This window comes from Streptomyces sp. NBC_01298 (genome assembly GCF_035978755.1).
GTDB lineage: Bacteria > Actinomycetota > Actinomycetes > Streptomycetales > Streptomycetaceae > Streptomyces.
Window position 1 is genome coordinate 4,513,486 of sequence record NZ_CP108414.1, and the last position, 14,375, is coordinate 4,527,860.

17 protein-coding genes are annotated in these 14,375 nt (G+C 73.1%); 6 read left to right on the forward strand and 11 right to left on the reverse strand.

Annotated elements, in window-relative coordinates:
• Positions 1-14 precede the first annotated feature (14 nt).
• The 7 genes from OG730_RS20420 to OG730_RS20450 form a co-directional block, all read right to left on the reverse strand.
• Positions 15-323: a protease inhibitor I42 family protein gene (locus OG730_RS20420; protein WP_327305583.1), complete on the reverse strand. Its 309-nt coding sequence runs from the start codon at positions 321-323 to the stop codon at positions 15-17.
• 26 nt (positions 324-349) lie between these two features.
• Positions 350-2,314 carry a C1 family peptidase gene (locus OG730_RS20425; protein ID WP_327305584.1) on the reverse strand — a complete coding sequence of 655 codons (1,965 nt, stop codon included), beginning with the start codon at positions 2,312-2,314 and terminating at the stop codon, positions 350-352.
• A gap of 186 nt (positions 2,315-2,500) precedes the next feature.
• Positions 2,501-3,331, reverse strand: coding sequence for a hypothetical protein (locus tag OG730_RS20430; protein ID WP_327309348.1), 831 nt, complete (start codon positions 3,329-3,331; stop codon positions 2,501-2,503).
• 132 nt (positions 3,332-3,463) lie between these two features.
• Positions 3,464-4,369 (reverse strand): hypothetical protein, encoded by a 906-nt coding sequence (locus OG730_RS20435; protein ID WP_327305585.1) that lies wholly within the window; start codon positions 4,367-4,369, stop codon positions 3,464-3,466.
• A 208-nt stretch (positions 4,370-4,577) separates the two neighbouring features.
• The gene (locus tag OG730_RS20440) at positions 4,578-5,063 is read right to left on the reverse strand and encodes a GNAT family N-acetyltransferase (protein WP_327305586.1); all 486 of its coding nucleotides are present in this window, start codon (positions 5,061-5,063) and stop codon (positions 4,578-4,580) included.
• Entirely contained in the window at positions 5,060-5,236 is a 177-nt protein-coding gene (locus OG730_RS20445; RefSeq protein WP_327305587.1) for a DUF397 domain-containing protein, read from the reverse strand. Before OG730_RS20445 ends, OG730_RS20440 begins: the two co-directional genes overlap by 4 nt.
• Entirely contained in the window at positions 5,233-6,111 is an 879-nt protein-coding gene (locus OG730_RS20450; protein WP_327309349.1) for a helix-turn-helix domain-containing protein, read from the reverse strand. The genes OG730_RS20445 and OG730_RS20450 overlap by 4 nt, the downstream gene beginning before the upstream one ends.
• A 207-nt stretch (positions 6,112-6,318) precedes the next feature.
• Here OG730_RS20450 and OG730_RS20455 point away from each other — a divergent pair, with 207 nt between their 5' ends.
• The 3 genes from OG730_RS20455 to OG730_RS20465 are packed head-to-tail and all read left to right on the forward strand — an operon-like array spanning position 6,319 to position 8,541.
• The gene (locus OG730_RS20455; RefSeq protein ID WP_327305588.1) at positions 6,319-6,717 is read left to right on the forward strand and encodes an ATP-binding protein; all 399 of its coding nucleotides are present in this window, start codon (positions 6,319-6,321) and stop codon (positions 6,715-6,717) included.
• A 10-nt stretch (positions 6,718-6,727) separates the two neighbouring features.
• Positions 6,728-7,966: a DUF1266 domain-containing protein gene (locus tag OG730_RS20460; RefSeq protein WP_327305589.1), complete on the forward strand. Its 1,239-nt coding sequence runs from the start codon at positions 6,728-6,730 to the stop codon at positions 7,964-7,966.
• Positions 7,963-8,541 (forward strand): GNAT family N-acetyltransferase, encoded by a 579-nt coding sequence (locus OG730_RS20465; RefSeq protein ID WP_327305590.1) that lies wholly within the window; start codon positions 7,963-7,965, stop codon positions 8,539-8,541. The genes OG730_RS20460 and OG730_RS20465 overlap by 4 nt, the downstream gene beginning before the upstream one ends.
• Before the next feature lie 14 nt (positions 8,542-8,555).
• Here OG730_RS20465 and OG730_RS20470 read toward each other — a convergent pair whose 3' ends face one another.
• Positions 8,556-9,758, reverse strand: coding sequence for a DUF418 domain-containing protein (locus OG730_RS20470; protein ID WP_327305591.1), 1,203 nt, complete (start codon positions 9,756-9,758; stop codon positions 8,556-8,558).
• A 27-nt stretch (positions 9,759-9,785) separates the two neighbouring features.
• Positions 9,786-10,754 (reverse strand): DMT family transporter, encoded by a 969-nt coding sequence (locus tag OG730_RS20475; protein ID WP_327305592.1) that lies wholly within the window; start codon positions 10,752-10,754, stop codon positions 9,786-9,788.
• A 128-nt stretch (positions 10,755-10,882) separates the two neighbouring features.
• Between OG730_RS20475 and OG730_RS20480 the strand changes: the two genes are divergently transcribed.
• The gene (locus tag OG730_RS20480) at positions 10,883-11,833 is read left to right on the forward strand and encodes a LysR family transcriptional regulator (protein WP_327305593.1); all 951 of its coding nucleotides are present in this window, start codon (positions 10,883-10,885) and stop codon (positions 11,831-11,833) included.
• Between the two features lie 106 nt (positions 11,834-11,939).
• Here OG730_RS20480 and OG730_RS20485 read toward each other — a convergent pair whose 3' ends face one another.
• Positions 11,940-12,593 carry an FMN-dependent NADH-azoreductase gene (locus OG730_RS20485; protein ID WP_327305594.1) on the reverse strand — a complete coding sequence of 218 codons (654 nt, stop codon included), beginning with the start codon at positions 12,591-12,593 and terminating at the stop codon, positions 11,940-11,942.
• A 98-nt stretch (positions 12,594-12,691) separates the two neighbouring features.
• Here OG730_RS20485 and OG730_RS20490 point away from each other — a divergent pair, with 98 nt between their 5' ends.
• Both OG730_RS20490 and OG730_RS20495 read left to right on the forward strand, forming a co-directional pair.
• Entirely contained in the window at positions 12,692-13,060 is a 369-nt protein-coding gene (locus OG730_RS20490; RefSeq protein WP_327305595.1) for a winged helix-turn-helix transcriptional regulator, read from the forward strand.
• Positions 13,061-13,190: 130 nt separating this feature from the next.
• Positions 13,191-13,601 carry a PPOX class F420-dependent oxidoreductase gene (locus OG730_RS20495; RefSeq protein WP_327305596.1) on the forward strand — a complete coding sequence of 137 codons (411 nt, stop codon included), beginning with the start codon at positions 13,191-13,193 and terminating at the stop codon, positions 13,599-13,601.
• 8 nt (positions 13,602-13,609) lie between these two features.
• On the opposite strand, the gene OG730_RS20500 is transcribed toward OG730_RS20495, so the two are convergent.
• Entirely contained in the window at positions 13,610-14,359 is a 750-nt protein-coding gene (locus OG730_RS20500; RefSeq protein WP_327305597.1) for a hypothetical protein, read from the reverse strand.
• Between the last annotated feature and the right edge of the window lie 16 nt (positions 14,360-14,375).

The following is a 14,375-nucleotide window of genomic DNA, read 5'->3' on the forward strand; positions in this document are numbered from 1 at the left end:
TCACGATGTGGACCTCACAGCACGGTGACGTCCAGCACGAACTCGTCGTACGCGGCCTCCTCCGGATAGGGCGGCCGCACCTGCGCGAAGCGGATCCTGGCCCGGCCCGCCACCCGGCCCCGTACGACGTACAGCCGCTCCACCGTCGCCCCGGGCAGCGGCGGCCGTCCCGGGTCCAGCGGGGCCACCGGACCCTCCGCCACCGAGACGGCGTCCGCGTCGCCCGTCACCCGCCAGGTCCAGACGTAACCGCGCGCACCGCGCCCGGTGAGCCGCAGCTCGTACGGCTCGCCCGGCGCGAGCACCACCTCGCGCACCTCCACGCGGACCGCTCCTCTCCTGTGGCGGCCTACGCCGGGCCGATCACCGGCCCCTCCTGCCAGCCGGCGCCGTCGCGCCAGTAGTGCTGGAGCCGGCGGTCCGTGCGCAGGACGATCACCTCCAGGTTGAACCCGAAGCTGCCCTGGAGCATCCCGGTGACCGCCAGCACGTCGTGGCCGAAGACCGCGGAGCGCTGCCAGGCGGCGCCGCCCGCGTTGCCGCGCCACCAGTGCTCGACGCGGCCACCCCCGCCCGTCACGCACAGCTCGTAGTTCCCGGCGGTGTCCTCGTCGGCCGCCCCGTACTGCGCCTCGATCAGGCACGGCGCGGAGGTGATGCCGGAGCCGAAGACCTCGCCGGGGCGCCAGACGAACCCGTTCGGGTCGTCCCGCCACCACAGCTGCATCCGGCCGTCGGTGCGGGTGGCGACCAGGTCGAGGTGGCGGGCGCGGGTCTGGACCAGGGCCGGGCCGAAGTGGGCGATGCCGGAGGCGAAGCGGCCGCCGTCGTTCCAGGTCCAGGGGGCGCCGTTGATCCGCCACCAGTGGCCCAGGCGGCCGTCGGCGGTGCGGACGACCACCTCGAAGTTGCCGGGCGCCCCGTAGTCGCTCTGGATGAAGGCCGGGGTCGACCCGACCGCCGCGTCGCCGGGGCCGAAGGCGCCGCCGTCGCGCCAGGCGCCACCGAAGTGCTCGTAGTACCAGTGGCGCAGCCGGCCGCCCGTGGTGACGTGCAGCGACTCCATGTTCCGGTTGTACGTGGTCCCCGTGAAGGCGGGCTGGCCCGAGGCGTCGGAGCCGAAGGTCTGGGCGCGGGTCCACGCGAAGGGGGCGTCGCCCTCGCGCCACCAGTGCCGCAGCGAGCCGGCGGTGTCCCCGCCGTCCCCGCCTTCGCCGGCTTCGCCGCTGAGCGCCGCCAGCTCGAAGTTGCGGTGGGCGCGGCCGTTGCCGCTCTCGTAGACGTTGCCGGTGTGCAGGCGGCGCTTGCTCCACGGGTCGATGTTGGTGCCCTGCAGCCCGCACTTCGCCCAGTCGTCGATCCGCACCTCGCCGTACGCGATCCGGCCGTGGCCGCCCACGTGGTAGCCGGTCCCCCAGGAGTTCTTGAACAGCCAGCAGCCGGCCGCGTCGTCGTAGCCGGTGATCAGGACGCAGTGACCGCCCGCCAGGCGGTCGCTGGTGCGGTGGTAGACGCCGGAGCCGAGGCCGAAGAAGTCCTCGTACACGTCGAAACAGGCGGTCAGCGGGCCCACCGTGTCCAGCCACACCTTCTGCTGCTCCACGTCGCCGAGCCGGACGTACCCGCTGATGCGGACGGTCCGGCCGGAGCGGTCCCAGCTCGGGGTGTACTCCGCCCGCCAGGCCTCCCGGCGATCGACGGGGGTACCGGGCGGCGGCGGCGAGTACGGCCAGCAGCCCGGGTCCGCGAGTCCGCCGTTGGTCCGGATCCAGTCCAGGGCGGCCTCGGGGCTGCCCGTCTGTCCGCAGGTCGCCTTCAGCCCGTCGTGCACGTCCCCCTCGGAGCGCTCGGCCCACACGTGGTGCTCGATGCGGGCCATCGACTCCACCAGGCCGGCCGCCCCGAACGCCCAGCAGGAGCTGCACGGGTTCTGGTCCTTCACCTTGGTGAGCCAGGGCCGGCCCCACCGGCTGCGCCAGTCCACGGCGGACGGCCGGGCGGGGGCCGCGGGCGCGGGCTCAGGGGCGTGCGCGCCGGTGTCCGCCCCCCGGAGCAACCCGTGCGCCGTCCTGCGCCGGTTGAGGTGCGGATTGCCGCTGTAGTGGCCCACGAGGCTGCGCAGATCCACCGGCGGCGCCGCCCCGGCCGGGGTGAGACCGGCCTCCGCCGTGGCCGCACCGAGCCCCAGGGCGGGTCTCGGAACGGCATCCCCGTCACCGAGGTGCTCGCTCACCGACCACCGCGCCCCGCGCTCCGCGAGCAGGGCCCGCAGCTCTCCCGCCGTCTGGACACGCCCCTCCGACTGCTCCGGCATTCCGGCCCCCCAACGCACCCTACGGATCCGAGCCCCGGGAGCGTCCACCTGCGCGGAGGGCGCGTCAAGGGGGTCCGGACGGTCGCGCGGCGGCACGCGGGGGCGCTGGCCGCCCGGCGAACGGGTCCCGGGGCGGGCCCGGGCCTACGCCGTTGCCGTCCCGCACGCGCGATCTTCGGCGCCGGTTCAGCTACCGGTCACCCGCGCCGAGCGGGGCCGGGCGCGCAGGGCGGGGAGGCGGGCCCAGTCTTCGGCTCCGGACATGCCCTCGCCCAGGGCCAGGAGCGAGAGGAGCCGCACGGGCCGGCCGGCCGTGGCCGCGGCCTCCAGTTTGTGGTGGCCGTCGAGGAGGAAGTGGGTCAGGCACCAGTGCTCGCAAGGGTCCTCCGCCAGGCCGAGGGCGGACTGACACAGGTCCAAGGTGGAGATCGCCACCGCCGTGGGAACCGTTCCCCCCTCCATGAGCGCGACGTACTCCTCGACGCGCCCCTCCTTGTTCCACGTCGGGGGAACCATGGGAACGACGAAATCGTAGAGGTGGGCGTCCGCGTCGACGGCGGTCTCGAAGGTCCGGTAGTACGGAGTGTGCGGGTACTGCGGGAGGCCCCAGAACTGATCGACCCCCCACCCCGCGACCTGTTCGTCGCTGAAGTAGTCCCCCTCCTTGCCGGGGAGGACCAGCCGGGGTTCCACCTCCAGGAGCAGCGGAAGGTACTCGCCCTCCGGCAGCAACGCGCCGAACGCCTCGATCACGCCGCCGTCATCCAGATCATCCAGGGCTCCGGTCAGCCGTTCCTGCACGCTCTCCAGGGATAGCCTCTCCGTCGCGCCCTCCAACCGGCGGAACAGGAACGCGCACGTTCCACAGGGAAAGTTGAGCTCGAAAGCAGGCTCGTCGTCCACCGTCAGCACGTGGCGCCGCGGCCCGCCACCGAGCTCGTGCAGTTCCATACCGAAGCGCAACCGCGCCTCGGATTCAGGGACGCCGATGGTGCGAGGATTGTCCGTTCTGATCATCACGGACCGACCGTACGGGACACCGGGGATCGGCTCCGTCAACCACATGAGCGCCTGCCGTGCCCGCCCGCGAGGCCCCGGCGGGGCGCTGCCGCTCCTGGGCGGGCAGCGCCGGGCCGGAGGGTGGGTTCGCTACTGGACGGGAAGCGGTACCGGGAGGGGCGGGGCCGGGACCGGGAGCGGGGGGAGGCCCGGGAGGCCGAGGCCGGTGAGCAGGGAGACGAGGGCGGCGACCAGGTCGGTCACCACGTCCGTGGCCTTGGCCTTGGCGTCGGTGGAACAGCCGCACGGGCCGGCGGCCTTGGTGAGGCCGTCGAGGGAACCCTTGAGCTTGTCGACGGCGCCTGTGGCCAGGTCCAGGGGGCCGGCGGCGGGCTTGGCCTTGTGCGCGGAGACGGGGAGCGCGGGGGCCGCGACCGGCAGCGCCGGGGCCGCGACGGGGAGCTTCGGCGCGTCCACGGGGAGCTTCGGAGCCTCAACGGGCAGCGCCGGGGCCTCCACCGGCAGCTTCGGCGCCTCGACGGGCAGCTTCGGGGCCTCCACCGGGAGGGCGGGGGCCTCGACCGGCAGCTTGGGAGCCTCGACCGGGAGCTTCGGGGCCTCGACGGGCAGCTTGGGGGCCTCGGCCGGGAGCTTCGGCGGGTCCACCGGGAGGTTCGGCGCGTCCACCGGCGGGACCGGTACCGGCAGGGCCGGGGTGGCGGGCAGGCTCTTCTTCAGGTCCTCGATCGCGGCGGCGATCTTCTCCTTGAAGGCGGCCAGATCCGCTTCCGGGATCTTGCCGTCGGGGGACTTCAGGACGGCCGCCAGCAGATCGGTGATGGGTTTGAGCAGCCCGCCGAGCCCGCCCATCGCCTGTACCTGCGCGAGCAGGGCCTCGGTGCCGGGGATGGCCTTCCCGGCCGGGGCGGAAACGAAGGCCGCGGCGGCCTGCGGCTTCGCGGACGCGTGTGCGGCTGCCGACGCCAGACCGGGGGACGCGGTCAGCAGGGTCAGGCAGAGGGCGGCGGGGACGGTGTAGCGCGTGATGCGGTGCACGGATCTCTCCTGTCGGGCTGTCACCTCACGCCTCGGCATGGGACGTGCCGTGGCGTGACGCGACATGGGACGTGTCCCAGCCAACTCACCGACAGCCCGTCGGGCCCCGCAACCCGAGCCCCCGCACCGCCGAAGGGGACACGCCGCGCAACCGGCCTACGTACGCCCGTGACCTGCACGGACACCATCACCCTCGGGCGATGCCCCGTCAGGCGGGCCCCTCCCAGCGGACCTCGCCGTCCTGGACCCGGTCGGTGGCGGTCAGCCCGACCCGCGCGGCGACGGCCGCGGAGGCGGTGTGACCGGGGTGCACGTGAGCGATGACCGTGTGCACCCCGGCCCGCGTTCCGAGCCACCCGATCACCGCCCGGGTCGCCTCGACCGCGATGCCGCGGCGCTGCCAGGGCGTACCGATGACCCAGGCGACCTCCGCGACCTCCCCGGTCACGGTCGCCTGGACCGTGCCGGTCAGGCAGCCCTCGGCGTCGAGCCGGACCACCCAGTTGCACCAGGTGACGGCGGGGTCCGGCGAGCCGGCGCTCAGTCGCTCGTAGCGGGCGCGCAATGCCGTCTCGGTGAGCGGATCGCCCCCGATGAAGGCATGCAGCGCCGGATCGCCCAGCACCACGGCCATCTCCTCGGCGTGCGATGCCGCCAGGGGCAGCAGCGTCAGCCGCCCTGTTCGGATGATCACCCCGCCTGCGTCGCCGCGAAGTCGGCCCAGGCGGTGGCGGTGACCCGGATGACCGGCCCGTCGCCCTGCTTGCTGTCCCGGACGGCGACTGTGCCGACCACGTTCGTGGCCACCTCGACGCACTCACCGCTGGAGGCGCTGTAACTGGACTTCACAAAGTGGAACTGATTCACGCCTGGAATCCTTTGCCGATGCTGTCGATCAGGTTCATGGAGTCACGAGGGGCCAGACTCAACCTGGCCGTCCGGTCAAAGTACCGGCTGTAGACGGCGCTTTCCTGACCGCTCTCCACCCACACAGTAGATCCGATGACGTCCATGTGGGCGACGTCCATCGCCTCCGCTTCCGCGAAGGAAATCAAGCTGAAGGGACCGACGATGCACGGGTGCCCGCCTGAGCGGAACGGCAGTACCTGGACATGGACGTTGGGTAGCTTCGAAACCTCCATGAGGTGCTCCAGTTGCGCCTGCATGACCGCTGGTCCACCGATCTCCTGACGCAACGCCCCCTCCGAGACGACCGCATGAACGTGCAGAGGCATTTCGCTCCACAGCCGCTGCTGCCGCTTCATCCGCACCGCCACGACGCGCTCGATGTCATCCGGGTCCTGCCAGAACTCGTCGCTCACCGCCAAAGCACGCGCGTAGTCAGCGGTTTGGAGCAGCCCGGGCACCAAGGACAGCTGCCAGGTACGAATACGGGACGCGATGTCCTCCATCGCGATGTACTCGGCCATCGCACCGGCATCCAGGGAGTGCCACCACCCGTTTGCCTTACGCCGTTCTCTGTCCATGCGGGCAAGGTCCAGCAGCCCTCGCACGTCGGCCGCACCGTAGAACTCGCACAGCACCCGGATATCCGGGTCCCGCATGGGCACCCAGCCGCTCTCCATCTTCACGATCTTCGTCGCGGTGGCACTGATCTCCTGCGCCGCCTGCAACTGGGTCTTGCCCGCAGCCATCCGCAATCTGTGGAGCTCTCCGCCGAGCCTGCGCCCCAGCACCGTTGACGCCCGGTTGCCCTGACCCTCACGTGTTCCTCGGTTCACCGGGCCAGTCTGTCGCTCACGCGGCGCAGCGTCGACACCCGTAACCCACATGGGGAATATCTTCTCCATTCAGCTTGCCCCTGGAGTACCCCGCCCCCTACGGTCGGTAACGAACTACTCACCGCACGAAGCCAGTTGGCGGAAGCGCACCGGGCTGCCCACCAGGCGGCGCCGGCATGCCACCGCCCGTACCGGAGGTGCAAGGTCATGGAGCGTCACGACGTACGGAACTACCCGCCCCGCCAGGACTCCGTGCCCACCGCCCGCCGGCACACCGCGTGGCTCGCCGTGGCGTGGGGGCGGCCCGAGCTGGCGGCGGACGCGGCGTTGCTGACCAGCGAGCTGACGACCAACGCGCTGCTGCACGGATCGGTCTGGGACCGGTACTTCCGGGTCGAGGTCCACCTCACCGGAGCAGTGCTCCGCATCGAGGTCACCGATCCGAAAGGAGAGCGCCGACCCGAACCGCGAGCGGCCGTCACGGATCACGACCAGTTCGGGCGGGGGCTGCACATCGTCAAGGCCCTCGCGGACCAGTGGGGCTGCACCGACCGGATCGTCGGCAAGACCGTATGGGCCGAGCTGGCCCACAGGAGCCCCCGTTAGGCTGACCCGCATGGATGGGTGGACGGCGCCGAGTTCCATCGAGCGCGAGCTGTACGGGGCCAAGGCGCGCGGGGACTGGCCGGGGTACCTCGACGCCCTCGCACGGAGCGAGCTGTTCCTCGCGCAGTCCCGGGCCCACGTCGAAGCCGAGCCCACGAAGGTGCGGTTCCACCCCACCCCCGACCGGCGCTCCCTCGTCGTCCACACCCGCGGGATGCTCCCCGCCCCCGACCCGCACACCGTGTACCTGCCCAGGTCCCTCGCCTGGTTCGCGAACGCCTGGGACTCCGCCGACCCCCCGTACCTCGCGGTGAACCCCGGATCCCCCGCCGAGGCCTACCTCGCCACCACCCCCGCCGACCTCGCCCGCTGGCGCGCCCACTGGGACGCCGCCGCCCCGGTGTGGGGGCTCGCCCCCGGAGCCGTGCACTCCCTGCACGTCGGCGGCCCGCTGCACGGGCCGGTCGCGCACGGACTCGCCGTCGGAGCCCATCTCGCCGTCTCCAACGGGGAGTTCTGGAACGCGCTGGCCTACCACGGCAACGGCTACCTGCGAGAGCGCGAACGGCTGCGCAAGGGCTGGGGCATCACCACCGCCGCCGAGTGGCACGACACGCTGCGCCGCCTGCTCGACACCGAAATGGTCAGCCCCGTCTGGGAGTTCGCGCTGCGCGTGCGCCGCCTCCTCGCCTCCGACTTCGCCGGCCCCGTCGACGTGGAGCACTGGCGCCACGCCGCCGCCACCGCCCTGCGCCGCAACGCCGAGCGGGCCGCCGAACCGCTGCTCACCCCCGAAGGGGTCACCGTCGCCGCGCCCCGGCCCACCGCCGAGGTCGAGGGCGAGGTCGCGGGCATACAGCGGCTGATCGGCCGGATCGCCCGCTACGAGCAGCGCTTCCGCGCCGACGGGCTGCTGCCCGAGGACGGCTGGGTCCGCTCCGTGGAGGGCTGGGACCAGGGCCGGGCCTCGCAGATGGCCCGCTGGGGCCTCGGAACCCGCTACGGAACACAGGCCGACGCGGAACACGGCGTACGGCGGGCCGGGGAGGCGGCGCGGGCCACGTACCGCTCGTGGGAGGAGTTCTCCGCCGGGTACGTCCTGGGGCGCTGCCTGCACTTCGACGAGGAGGAGTTCGGCGAGTGGTACACGAGCGTGCTGGCCACCCACCTCACCCTGACCGGCGACCCGGCGAGCCCCTGGCGCAACATCCCCTGGCGGACGCCCGAAGGAGCCGAAGGAGCCGTATGACGCAGCAGGCAGGTCTCACGACCGAGCGCATGGACGGTCCGGCCGCCGTGCGGGTCGCGGAGGCGTTCGGGCTGGTCTACGCCGAGGCGTTCGCGGAGGCCCCGCACTACGAGACCGAGGAGGAGATCGCCGCCGCCTTCGGCCGCTTCCCGGAGCAGACGCGCAGGCCCGCCTTCCGCGCGGCCCTGGCCCGTACCCCGGAGGGCGAACCGGCCGGCATGGCCTTCGGCTGGACGCTCCAGCCCGACGCGGTGTGGTGGGACGAACTCACCGAGCCCGTGTCCGCCGCCATGCGGCGGGAGGACGGCCGCCGCACCTTCGGGCTCATCGAGCTCGCCGTGCGCGGGGCGTGGCGCGGACAGGGTGTCGCGCGGCGGCTGCACACGGCGCTGCTCGAAGGCCTCCCGGCCGAGCGGGTGCTGCTGAAGGTCCACCAGGAGGCGGCGGCCGCCTCGGCCGCCTACCGGGCGTGGGGGTACCGCAAGATCGGCGAGGCCCGGCCCCCGGGCGAGGGCGCGGGCGTAGGCCCGGAGCCGTACCTCCGTGACGTGATGCTGCTCGATCTGCGGCGCTGAAGGCGGGCCGGTCTTCAGCCCCGCGGAAGGCGGGCCAGGGTGACTGCGCGCAGCAGCCACTCCACCGGGCCGTAGCGATACCGGGCCATCAGGTGCTTGCTGAGGGCCAGTTGGGCCGCGTACAGGACGAGCGCGCCGAGTACGACGGTGGCCGTGCCGACGCGGTCGTAGAGGGCGAGGCCGTAGGCGGTGAAGACGAGGGCCATGACGAGGGACTGGCTCAGGTAGTTCGTCAGCGCCATCCGGCCCGCGGGGGCGAGGAGTTCCGCCGTGCGTCCGCCGCGGGCGGTCCTCATGAAGAGGAGCATCCCGCAGACGTACGCGGCGGTGAGCGCGGGGGCCGTGACCATGCCCACGACCGAACCGAGCAGGCTCCACCGCGGGCCGAGCGCGCCGCCGGTGGCCAGGGCCATGAAGAGGCTGCCGGGCAGGCCCACGGCGACGCCGAGCACGCAGATCCGGCGCATCCGGGCCGCGTACCCTCCCGTGTCGGCGAGGAGGCGGCGCTTGCCGCAGTACAGGCCGGTCAGGAAGGCGGTCAGGACGAAGCCGCCCATCAGCAGGATGGCGAGGAGCGTGTCGGGCAGCTGGCCGAGGTTGGCCCGCACGACGGAGGCGGGATCACCGCGGTAGTCGGCGACCAGCGTGGCGAACTCCGGTGGAAGCGCCGTGAGTTCCGCCGCCTCGGCGTCCGACATGAACAGGGAGCCCAGACCCGTGAGGAGCAGGAGGGCGCTCGCACAGCCGTAGACGACCCGGGCCGCGCGCAGGGCCGTACCGGGCGGGCAGTTCCGTGCGGCGACCAGGACCAGGCCGAGCAGCGCGTAGGTCATGAGGATGTCGCCGGTGTACAGCAGTACGGCGTGCAGCAGGCCCAGGACGAGCAGGCCGAGCGAGCGGCGCAGCATCCGGGGGACGGCGCTCGCGCCCTCGCGTGCGGCGGAGTCCTGCTGGAGGGTGAAGCTGTAGCCGAAGAGGAACGAGAACAGCAGGTAGAACTTGCCGACCAGCAGGGTCTGTACGACCCCTTCGGCGGCCCGGTCGAACGTCGTGGTGTCCGGGTCGACGGCGCCGGCCGCGGCGTACGGGCTCGCCATCACCGTCGCGTTGACCAGCAGGATGCCCAGGAGCGCGAAACCGCGCAGGGCGTCGACCTCCGGTATCCGTGCGGGCCGGTCCGTCCGTTCGTGCGTAGCAGCAGCAGCCGTTGCGGGCACCGCTTCCCCCAAGTGGTCGTAGGTGTGTCAGGCCTCCTGCCCCGGCTGCCGGACGGCGGCCCCGGCCTTGGTCTTGGCCGGGGTCGTTCGGTCGTCCGGGTGGTCACGCCGGGGAGAGGGGCTCTTCGCTTCCGTGACGACCGTAGCCCGGTGGCGGGTCAGGGCCACGCCCAGGAGGACGACGGCCATGCCGGCGACCACGCGCGCACTGAGCTCCTCGCCGAGTACGAGCGATCCCAGGGCCACCGAGACCACCGGCAGCAGGTAGCCGACGGTGGCGGCGTTGGTCGCGCCCTCGTCGGCGATGATCCGGTACGTGAGGTAGAAGGTGAGGCCGGTGGCGAAGACGCCGAGGACCACGACGGCCAGCAGGGGCACCGCCTGGAACCGGACCGCGGTCAGGCCGCCCACGGGCAGGGCCAGTGTCGTGAGCCCGGTGGCGGCCAGGAGCTGGGCGGTCGCGAGCGACAGGGTGGGCACGCCCTTGCCGACGAGGTGGCGGCCCATGTAGGCGAAGGCGTAGCTCGCGGCGGCCCCCAGGATGGCGAGGGCTCCCCAGCCCACCTGCCCCGACCGCTGCCACGGGGCGAAGATCAGCGCGGTACCGGCGAGCCCGACCAGCAGACCGGCCACCCGGATCGCGTGCGGGCGGCGCTCGGCGCGGGTGGCGAGCCCGATCAGGAGCGACCACAGCGGGGTCGTCGCGTTGAGCACGCCCGCGAGTCCGGAGTCGACGGATCGCTGGCCGATGCCGAAGAGGGCGAACGGCAGCGCGTTGCAGAAGAACGCCGCCACCAGGACGTGGCCCCACAACGCCCGTCCCCCGGGCAGCCGTTGACGCGCGATGCGGCACGCCGCCCCGAGGACGAGGGCGCCGAGCGCGCACCGGACGAGCGTGACCTGGACCGGGGTGAATCCCTCCAGGGCCAGGTCGATCCACAAGAACGTCGAGCCCCACAGGAGGGCGAGCACACCGACGCGTCCGGCACCGATCACGGTTCTTCTCCTCGGGTATCGGGCCGCGGGCCGCCGTGCGCGGGGTCGCGGTCTCCTCCTCCCACGGTGCGGGAACCGATACGACAGGACAAGCAAAGGGTTCTGCACCAACCGTTAACGTGTACTACATGCTCGATGTGCGAAGGATGCAGGTCCTGCGGGCGGTCGTCACCAGCGGATCGGTGACCGCCGCGGCGGCCCACCTGGGGTACACCCCCTCCGCGGTCAGCCAGCAGGTGGCGGCCCTGGAGCGGCAGGCCGGCATCCCCCTGCTCGAACGGGTCGGGCGGGGCGTCCGGCCGACGGCGGCGGGCCGGCTGCTCGCCGATCACGCGGCCGTCATCAGCCGCAACGTCGCCGAGGCGGAGACCGCGCTGGCCGACCTCAGGGCCGGGCGCACCGGCCGCCTCGCCGTCCGCTACTTCGCCACGGCGGGCGCGGCCCTGGTGGCCCCCGCCCTGGCGGGGCTGCGCCGCGCACACCCGGACGTGCGGATCGACCTGCGGATGACCGACCCCGAGGACCCGCTGCTGGAAGTGGAGCAGGGCCGCGCGGACCTCGCCCTGGTCATCGCACCCCGGACCCGGCCGCGCGAGGACGTGGAACTGGTCCACCTGCTCGACGACCCGTACGACGCCGTGCTCCCGGCCGGGCACCGGCTCGCGTCCCGGGAGACGATCGCCCTCGTGGAACTCGCGGACGAGCAGTGGGTCGGCAGCGAGCCGCCCGGCCCCTGCCTGGAGCCGGTGCTCGAAGCCTGTGCGGCGGCGGGCTTCAGCCCGGACTTCGTGGTGCGGAGCGAGGACTACCCGACGGCGCAGGGGTTCGTCGCGGCCGGCCTCGGCATCGGCCTGATGCCGCGCATGGGCCTGAACCCCGGCTTCGGGCCGGGGACGGCGGCCGTGTCGGGTGCTCGCCATCCGGGGGTCGTCGTACGCCCGGTCCGCGATCCGCGCCCGGTCCGGGCGGTCTACGCGGCGGTCCGCAAGGTGTCCCTGGGCCGGCCCCCCGTACGCGCCCTGCTCGAAGCGCTCCGGCAGGGCGCGGAGCCGACGGGGGCTGAGGCGACCGGGGGCTGAGGCGACCGGGGCGGAGGCGACCGGAGCTGAGGCGCCTTCGGCCTGAGGCCGGAGGCGGGAGGCGGGAGGCGGGAGGCGGGAGGCGGGAGGCGGGATCGGATGTGCCTCAGGCGGCCGAAGCCGCCGGCGTCTTCAGGGACTTGCCCTTCGACTCCGCGTCCGCGAGCGCCTGTGCGTACGAGGCCTCCGCGAGCGGGATGAGTCCGGCCATCGCGGGGACGGACGCGGCCAGGGTCAGCTCGGGGACGATGAAGTCGACCTCGGCGCCGAACATCTCGGTCAGCACCCCCTCCAGGTAGTTCGTCGCGAACTCCATGCCCGCGCGCGGTGCGCCCGGCGCGTACGAGCCGCCGCGGCTGGCGACGACGGTGACGGGCAGGCCCTTGAGGGGCGACTCGGGTCCGGCGGTGCGGCCCACCACGATGACCTGGTCGAGCCAGGCCTTCAGCGTGGAGGGGATCGAGAAGTTGTACATCGGGGCGCCGATCAGCACGGCGTCCGCCCCCTCCAGCTCCTCCACCAGCTTCAGCCGCTCGGCGAAGGCCGCGGCCTGCTCGGGGGTGTGGGTGGAGGGGTCGGCGTAGGCGGCGGACACGGCGAGGCCGTCGAGGTGCGGGACGGGCTCGGCGGCCAGGTCGCGGTAGACGACCGTGCCCTCGGGGTTCTCCTCCTGCCAGGCCTTGCGGAACGCGGCGGTCACCGCACGCGAGGTGGAGCCGGCGGGGTTCAGGGACGAGTCCAGGTGCAGAAGGGTGACCATGAGAGCCTCCAAGGTGGGTGCAATTTCGTACGTCACTATTATTAGCACAGTCACTTACTTTTTCTCACCCCCTAAGTCGGAGGTAGTACCCTGGGGCCATGGCGGACGAGGCGGTCAAGGCAAAACACCAGGACACCGGGGCCTGTAGCCGGGTGAGCGATGGCATCACCCAGGTCTTCGGGCTGCTCGGAAAGCGCTGGACCGGCGTGATCCTGGCCTCGCTGATGGAAGGGCCGGTGCACTTCGCGGACCTGCGCAGGTCCATCGCCGGCATCAGCGAGCGCATGCTGTCCGACCGCCTGGTCGAGCTCGCCGCGGCCGGTCTCGTCCTGCGCGAGGTCGATGAAGGGCCGCCCCTGCGCGTGGCCTACCGGCTGACGGACCGGGGCGCCGCGCTGAAGCCCGCGCTCACGGAGCTGGGCCAGTGGGCGGAGACGTGCCTCGTCAAGGACGAGGGCAGCTGCTGATCAGCGGACCGGCCCCGGCCGATTCGCGCCCGGGGCCGCCCCCGGTCCCGCCATCCGACTTGCCCTAGTCGGCCCGGGTCCGCGAGGAATCGGCCGCGGTCCGGCGCCCGGCCCCACTACCGTTCCCCACATGACTCCCGTGCTGAACGACACCGTGCGCAAGCTCCTCGACGCCCCCCATCCGGCGGTGCTCGCCACCCTCAACCCCGATGGCAGCCCGCAGAGTTCGGTGGTGTGGGTGACCCGCGACGGGGACGAGATCCTGATCTCCACCGAGCGCGGCCGCCGCAAGGAGCGCAACATCGTCCGGGACGCCCGGATCGGGCTCACCGTCTTCGACCTGGCCAACCCGTTCCTCTACGCCGAGATCCGCGGCACCGCCACCGTCACCGAGGACATCGGCCGGGCCGTCGCCGTCCGCATCGCGGAGGAGTACCAGGGTCCGGGCGCGGGCGCGGAGTACGCGAACGGCCCGGCCGAGAACGTACGGGTCGTCGTACGCCTCACCCCGGCCAAGGTGCTCGGCAACGCCGCGCGCTGACTCCCTTCCTACGGAAGCCCCGGCCGCACCGCGGTCCAGGCGTCGACCGCCGCCGCCAGGGGGTCGGTCGCCGCGAGGTACGGCCGGGCCGCTTCCGTGCAGCGGAGCAGGTTCTTGATGCGGCGCAGCCGCAGGATCTCGGGACGCCGCAGGTCCCGCCAGACCCGGGCCTGCGCCGCCGCCTGGTCCGGGGTCAGCTCGAAGCGGGCCAGTACCTCCCGGCACAGGGCGGCGGGGTCCCGGTCGGGGTCCCCGTCCTCGCCCGACCCGAGACTTCCGATCAAGTAGGCGTGTACGTACGGCCGTTCCTCCGGCCGGCCCAGCCGGTCGAGGGCGGCCAGCGCGATCCGGGCCCAGCGCAGCCGCACCCCGTCGGGCAGCTCCTCGTTCCGCATCGAGAGCGTGGCCAGGCACCGCAGCCGCTCCGAATGCGGCTCGTCCGACAAAGGGGGATCGGCGGCCAGCCAGTCCTCCAGTTCGGCCAGCGCGTGCCCGTCCGGCGGTACGTACGTCAGCACCTGCCCGGGAGCGAGCAGCGCGACCACGGGCCCGGTGAGGCGCACCTTCGCCACGTGCCCCGCGTCGAAGGACCCGACCGTGCGCCCGTACCGCTCGATCCCCCGCAGCCTGGTCCGCAGCGCGCCGGCCGCGAACACCTGCCCGGACCGCGCCACGCCGCCGATGCACCGCACCACGCACACGCCACCCGTGACATCGGCGGACTCGACGGCACACACCTGCAATTCGGCGATGGACACCCTGCCCCACCCCCCT

What these genes read in the sequence shown, in the direction of transcription:
- OG730_RS20425 (WP_327305584.1), bottom strand. Translation starts at nt 2,314, where the DNA reads ATGCCGGAGCAGTCGGAGGGGCGTGTCCAGACGGCGGGAGAGCTGCGG.
- OG730_RS20430 (WP_327309348.1), bottom strand. Translation starts at nt 3,331, where the DNA reads ATGATCAGAACGGACAATCCTCGCACCATCGGCGTCCCTGAATCCGAG.
- OG730_RS20455 (WP_327305588.1), top strand. Translation starts at nt 6,319, where the DNA reads ATGGAGCGTCACGACGTACGGAACTACCCGCCCCGCCAGGACTCCGTG.
- OG730_RS20460 (WP_327305589.1), top strand. Translation starts at nt 6,728, where the DNA reads ATGGATGGGTGGACGGCGCCGAGTTCCATCGAGCGCGAGCTGTACGGG.
- OG730_RS20465 (WP_327305590.1), top strand. Translation starts at nt 7,963, where the DNA reads ATGACGCAGCAGGCAGGTCTCACGACCGAGCGCATGGACGGTCCGGCC.
- OG730_RS20480 (WP_327305593.1), top strand. Translation starts at nt 10,883, where the DNA reads ATGCTCGATGTGCGAAGGATGCAGGTCCTGCGGGCGGTCGTCACCAGC.
- OG730_RS20485 (WP_327305594.1), bottom strand. Translation starts at nt 12,593, where the DNA reads ATGGTCACCCTTCTGCACCTGGACTCGTCCCTGAACCCCGCCGGCTCC.
- OG730_RS20490 (WP_327305595.1), top strand. Translation starts at nt 12,692, where the DNA reads ATGGCGGACGAGGCGGTCAAGGCAAAACACCAGGACACCGGGGCCTGT.
- OG730_RS20495 (WP_327305596.1), top strand. Translation starts at nt 13,191, where the DNA reads ATGACTCCCGTGCTGAACGACACCGTGCGCAAGCTCCTCGACGCCCCC.